The organism is Coleofasciculus sp. (assembly GCF_046539235.1).
Taxonomy (GTDB): Bacteria; Cyanobacteriota; Cyanobacteriia; order Cyanobacteriales; family Coleofasciculaceae; genus Coleofasciculus.
In genome coordinates, this window is sequence record NZ_JBKHHI010000478.1 from 1 (window position 1) to 4,738 (window position 4,738).

The window sequence follows — 4,738 nt, forward strand, 5'->3', positions numbered from 1 at the left end:
GTTTCCATTAATTCGACTTCTAGGGAAGTCTAAAGAGCCACCCTCTAGGAGCCTCTCTCTGAGCCAATTCTACACCCCCAATTTTGTAGGGGTCAAGATCTGAGGCGAATACTTGCAACTCATTCTCAATAATTCCCTCAACTCAAAGCCTCAAACCCTTACCCAGAGCCAGGTTTGTAGGGGTCAACGAAAAAACAATGCTTTCAGCGATCGCCTGACCCCTACCCGATTACTGTGGATCGAACACCACCTCAAACTTTGCCCCTGGTACATAGCGCTGCAAAAATCTCACCTGATCATCCGCATCCTGACGGTTACAAAATCGGGCTACCGTACAGCACCTCGCATCAGGTAATAAACGGACAATTGTCCAAGGGTGCGAATCATCCTCTCCTGACGATAAACATACCTGATCCTCCGCCAATCCGATCAAGCTTTCTCCTCTCATACTCTCCAAAATCTGCTTAAGAAGTGACAGAAGTCGTTTTCTAGAAGGATGAGTATTATCAGGAAGCAAACGCCACTCCTCCACAGGTGCTGGGAAATAAATCAAACGATAACAATAGCTACCCGATTGACTCACCCACCACGACAAACGACGCCCTTGTTTTTGACAGTCATAACCCTTCTGTCGGAGAACAGCACAAATTTTCTCCCCCTCAACGCGAAGGCGTAACCAGTCACCATGTTTCATGACCAATCCATCCCCAATCACAGACACCGTGCGATCGCAATCTCACCCCAATCCATCCCTAACCCTGGGTTTCATCAAGTTCAGAACATCCTGGCGATCGCACGTTTCCTAACGTAATTGAGTCAGGCAATCAAAACCATGCCAAAATGGAATAGACATTAACTCAATTTATTGCTAGTGATAATCAACTTCCTTGATTTCTAGAAGGGCGACACAACAACGACCAAAGTTCTTCCGGAATCTCCTCAAAATGCTCTAACACAAAATTCATCAGCGCCAAATTTCGCAAATCATTCGGCATCGGACGACGATAATGTCGTCCCCGGGCAAACCAGCCATTAACCGTCGATAAAGACCGAAAACAAATCGCCGCTATCATTTCATAAGTGACTTGCCACTTGCGATAAAATTGTTTCGGTGTCATTCCCAATTCACAGTGACTATAGAATTCAATTAAATCACGTTCCCGTTGCGTCAAAGGACGGGGAGTCATAGACATTTACTCCTAATTTAAACGAAAGAAAATGTGGAAAAAATGGGACAATATCCCGCATCAAGCCGTGAATTAACGTTCCGCGTCAAAGCTAAAACCCATTAAAATTTGCATCTTGCATCAGTCTCACCAACCGCCTTGGGTTAAAACCCAAGGCTAAAACCTCAAGTCAGCTAAAGCTGACTAAATAAGAGTTGTGTTCCCTCTACCTCTAAAGGTTGTAAATCCTCTTCCCAAGCCGTATCCGCCACCGTCCAAACTGAACTAGGAGACGCTTCATCTAACCAGACAACATACTGCCAACCCCATTGCCAACCCTGACGCCCATAAGCATAGAAACGACCCATAACCACACCCCAATCCGGGCTATTATTAAATAGAGGTTTCCACGCTACGCGATCGCCAATTTGAAACCCAGCCTTTGACTCATCAGGAAAAACTGGACTCTTGGGGGTAAAAACCCGTACCGCCATTCCCGCTAATGCCAAAGAAACTCGGTCAGAAATCATCATTTTATCCCCAGAATTCATCACCTGAAGACATTGAACAATCAAAGACTGATCCAAACAGAGAGTAAGCTGTTCAATCAGGAAAGCCGCCAAACTTTCTCGTTCTTCAGAATCCAATTGCACAGGAGTATCGACAATTAACTTCTGAAGTAATTGAATAATGCCAAAATCATCCAACGCTTGTTGATAAGTCGTCATTTTTACTTCCTCCTTTGTCATTCTCGTAGGGGCGCACCGACGTGCGCCCTAACACCGACGCCCCGTGGGTCCCTAACACTGACGCCCCGTGCGCTAAACAATAAACGCCGGATCATCAACTACCATTTCCGGCTGTATCCCTAACACAACCACCTTTTTTCGATAACGAACCCCTAAAGGATAAAATCGCAATTGGTCTTCTTTCTTATTCAAATGCTTCAGCAATTTTTTTTGCAGCGATTCATATTGCTGGTCATTCAGAACACACTCAAACACAGATTTCTGCACTCGCATCCCATATCCTTCCAGCATATTAGCCACCTTAGTCCTGCGACTATCTTTCACAATGTCGTAGCAAACCAGATAAAATGTCATCAGTCAGACTCAAGGAAAAAAACGGCAAAAGGGAAAAGAACATCCCGTTTTTGTCAATAATCTAATGGCAAGTCAATTGGGCGCACGTCTATGCGCCCCTACGGTTTCTGTACTTTAGGATTTACTAACAAAGGGTTGATAATCTTCCTTATCCCCAAGCAAACAAGCAATATACCCTTGCACCTGTAACTCCAAACACTGCTGATAACTCACCGGATAACCAGTCACTAAATGGCTAACTGAAGTGGGCAATTGTTTCTGCCAATAGGTGATAAACTTTTCAATCCCCTTAATCGTTAAATACACCTCATCTCCCCCAGCAGACACCGTAAAATCATCAACGCCAAACACCCCCCATCGCCACAAATTCACCACCAACGCATCCACCAACACAACAGTAAATTCCGCCATAAAATCAGCCACCAACGCCGGAGAATGGTCACGATGAATATGCAAATTTCCCCAGTGACTGTGCAATCCGACCCTTGACAACAAGGCATAAATATGATGGTTTAATAAAAGATATCCCAAACTGAACAAACAGTGAATCGGATGACGGGATAAACGAGAACCCTTCCGATTCGATACAGCAAATTCCGAAATTATCCCCTGACAGCAATGGAGGGAAGATAAACTCAACGACGGCATCAATCCAGCCATTAAAGCCCGAACATAATAGGCACTCCCCCTGCGTTGATAACACCGCAAAACCCTGACCGAATCCGCCATCGGCAAATTATCCATCAACCGCGCGATCGCATCCCTCGCCGACTTGATCGGTTTACCCAACCCACAATCCCTTAACCGCCCTAGCAAGACAGACTGATTATGCAATTGGGCGCGGGTAATACTTTGTGCCATCATTTGGCGAAATTCGGGATTTCGCGCACATTGTTGTTGGTGAGGTAAATAATGAACCCGATGCTGTAGTTCAACTTAACCGTCAGCCAACTCTATGCCAAATACTGGGATTGGAAAATTGCCAACGTGCGTAAAACCCAACAATCTCTCCAGGTGTCCATGGCAAAAGAACGACTATGCCTAACCCTGGCAGAATCAATGTACACCCAATCCGGGGAACGACTGCGAGACTTTATCTATGAAAGTACACTCAACCTCAATGAAATCGAAGCCATCGCCTACTCCGAACTCAAAAGCGACGGGGTTCTCAAAGAAATCGGCGGGAAGCGGATCATATTTTTCCACCAAACCTTTCTAGAATACGCGATCGCTCGTTGGTTGTACGGAACAGATACAGGGGAACAGGAACGAAAACGATTAGAATCCCAACTCAACACATCCCAAACCACCTATTCCAGATACTACCTGTGGACAGTCTTACGCCAACTCCTCACCCTTGTCCACTTAAACGAATTCCATCGCCTGTCTCACCAATTAGACACCCAACAAATCCTCCCCTTCCGTTCCGTCGCCTTTGCCGCTGTCTCCCGTCATGAACCCGAATCAGCATCGATTCTCCCCCAATTACTATCCATCGCCCTCACCAAAGAGTACAGCTTCCATGAAGCCTTACTCATCGCCGCCAACTCCGCCCCCCTACGTCATGGAGACATGGTTTGGCAGGTTGTCGTCAAACTCCTAGAGGAAGTCAACAACGATTTAATTAACAAAGCCACCGAGATAGCCGCTGAACTATTAGTCCGGCTAACATCCGATTCCGGTTCCCGTTTCCAAGCCGCCATCGATGCGATTACCCAACGCACTGCCAAAACTAAGGCGAAAAAAGACGAACGGTATCTTATCTTTGGTAAGCTGCTGGGGACTTATGCCCATCAGCGTCCCCGAAAAAATCAGCCAATTGAGTTAGAGGTACTAAACACCTTAAAGGCTCACTATACTCTATTTGGCGGTAACGTTCGTGCCATTGTCATTGACCTTTATTTAACCCCCAATGTACCACCAGAAATACAGCGAGAATTCCTGCTAACCATCCTCACCCAACCCGTGTCCGAATCCTTCAAGGAAAAAGACAAAGCGATTGAACTGTTGCAAAAGCGACTCCCATCCTTCCTCAAAACCGCCGATACCCCCTTTGGTGCATCCTGGTTTACCGCCCTCCACGCCCCCCTCATCGAAGCCTCCCCTAGCCAACCCACACCTGGAGACCATATCCACGCCACCTGGCGTCCGGTTATCGCCACCGTTGTCGGGTATCACGCCGCATCAGACACCGACTTACTGACAACCCTCATGTCTCACCTATTTGGAGAACACCTATCTGAGAACTCTGGACAGTTTGTTCGCAGCAACTACCTAGCCATTGAAGCCGCCATTCACCAAGGGGCAGCTGATTCCGTAGCGTCGCTGTTGTTATCTATTCCCATCAATACCATTATTCCCAGTCAAATCTCCCTGGTATCCACCCTACTAAAAACCCTGGCGGATAATAAGTTGCAGCCTATAGTCGCAGATGGGGAAGCCTTATCTCCCTCATCTCCCCCATCTCCC

Annotated in this window: 5 protein-coding genes and 2 pseudogenes; 2 read left to right on the top strand and 5 right to left on the bottom strand. The window is 46.7% G+C overall.

What is annotated here, in order from left to right:
• Positions 1-229: 229 nt before the first annotated feature.
• The 5 genes and pseudogenes from ACLFWI_RS27070 to cas1 form a co-directional block, all read right to left on the bottom strand.
• Entirely contained in the window at positions 230-694 is a 465-nt protein-coding gene (locus tag ACLFWI_RS27070) for a hypothetical protein (protein WP_446415503.1), read from the bottom strand.
• A gap of 184 nt (positions 695-878) precedes the next feature.
• Complete coding sequence (locus ACLFWI_RS27075; RefSeq protein ID WP_446415504.1) at positions 879-1,187, bottom strand: helix-turn-helix domain-containing protein; 309 nt, start codon at positions 1,185-1,187, stop codon at positions 879-881.
• A gap of 173 nt (positions 1,188-1,360) precedes the next feature.
• Positions 1,361-1,894 (bottom strand): hypothetical protein, encoded by a 534-nt coding sequence (locus tag ACLFWI_RS27080; RefSeq protein ID WP_446415505.1) that lies wholly within the window; start codon positions 1,892-1,894, stop codon positions 1,361-1,363.
• A gap of 93 nt (positions 1,895-1,987) precedes the next feature.
• Positions 1,988-2,269, bottom strand: a complete 282-nt coding sequence (gene cas2 / locus ACLFWI_RS27085; RefSeq protein WP_446415506.1) for a CRISPR-associated endonuclease Cas2 — start codon at positions 2,267-2,269, stop codon at positions 1,988-1,990.
• Positions 2,270-2,383: 114 nt separating this feature from the next.
• Positions 2,384-3,136: pseudogene (gene cas1, locus ACLFWI_RS27090) on the bottom strand (CRISPR-associated endonuclease Cas1); the annotation flags it as partial.
• Here cas1 and ACLFWI_RS27095 point away from each other — a divergent pair.
• Together ACLFWI_RS27095 and ACLFWI_RS27100 are read left to right on the top strand one after the other, a co-directional pair.
• Complete coding sequence (locus tag ACLFWI_RS27095) at positions 3,124-3,264, top strand: hypothetical protein (RefSeq protein WP_446415507.1); 141 nt, start codon at positions 3,124-3,126, stop codon at positions 3,262-3,264. The pseudogene cas1 and the gene ACLFWI_RS27095 overlap by 13 nt on opposite strands.
• A pseudogene (locus tag ACLFWI_RS27100) lies at positions 3,257-4,738 on the top strand (hypothetical protein); the annotation flags it as partial. The gene ACLFWI_RS27095 and the pseudogene ACLFWI_RS27100, both read left to right, overlap by 8 nt.

Excerpts from the sequence above, each read along its gene's own strand:
- ACLFWI_RS27070 (WP_446415503.1), bottom strand. The coding sequence starts at position 694 with ATGAAACATGGTGACTGGTTACGCCTTCGCGTTGAGGGGGAGAAAATT.
- ACLFWI_RS27075 (WP_446415504.1), bottom strand. The coding sequence starts at position 1,187 with ATGACTCCCCGTCCTTTGACGCAACGGGAACGTGATTTAATTGAATTC.
- ACLFWI_RS27080 (WP_446415505.1), bottom strand. The coding sequence starts at position 1,894 with ATGACGACTTATCAACAAGCGTTGGATGATTTTGGCATTATTCAATTA.
- cas2 (WP_446415506.1), bottom strand. The coding sequence starts at position 2,269 with ATGACATTTTATCTGGTTTGCTACGACATTGTGAAAGATAGTCGCAGG.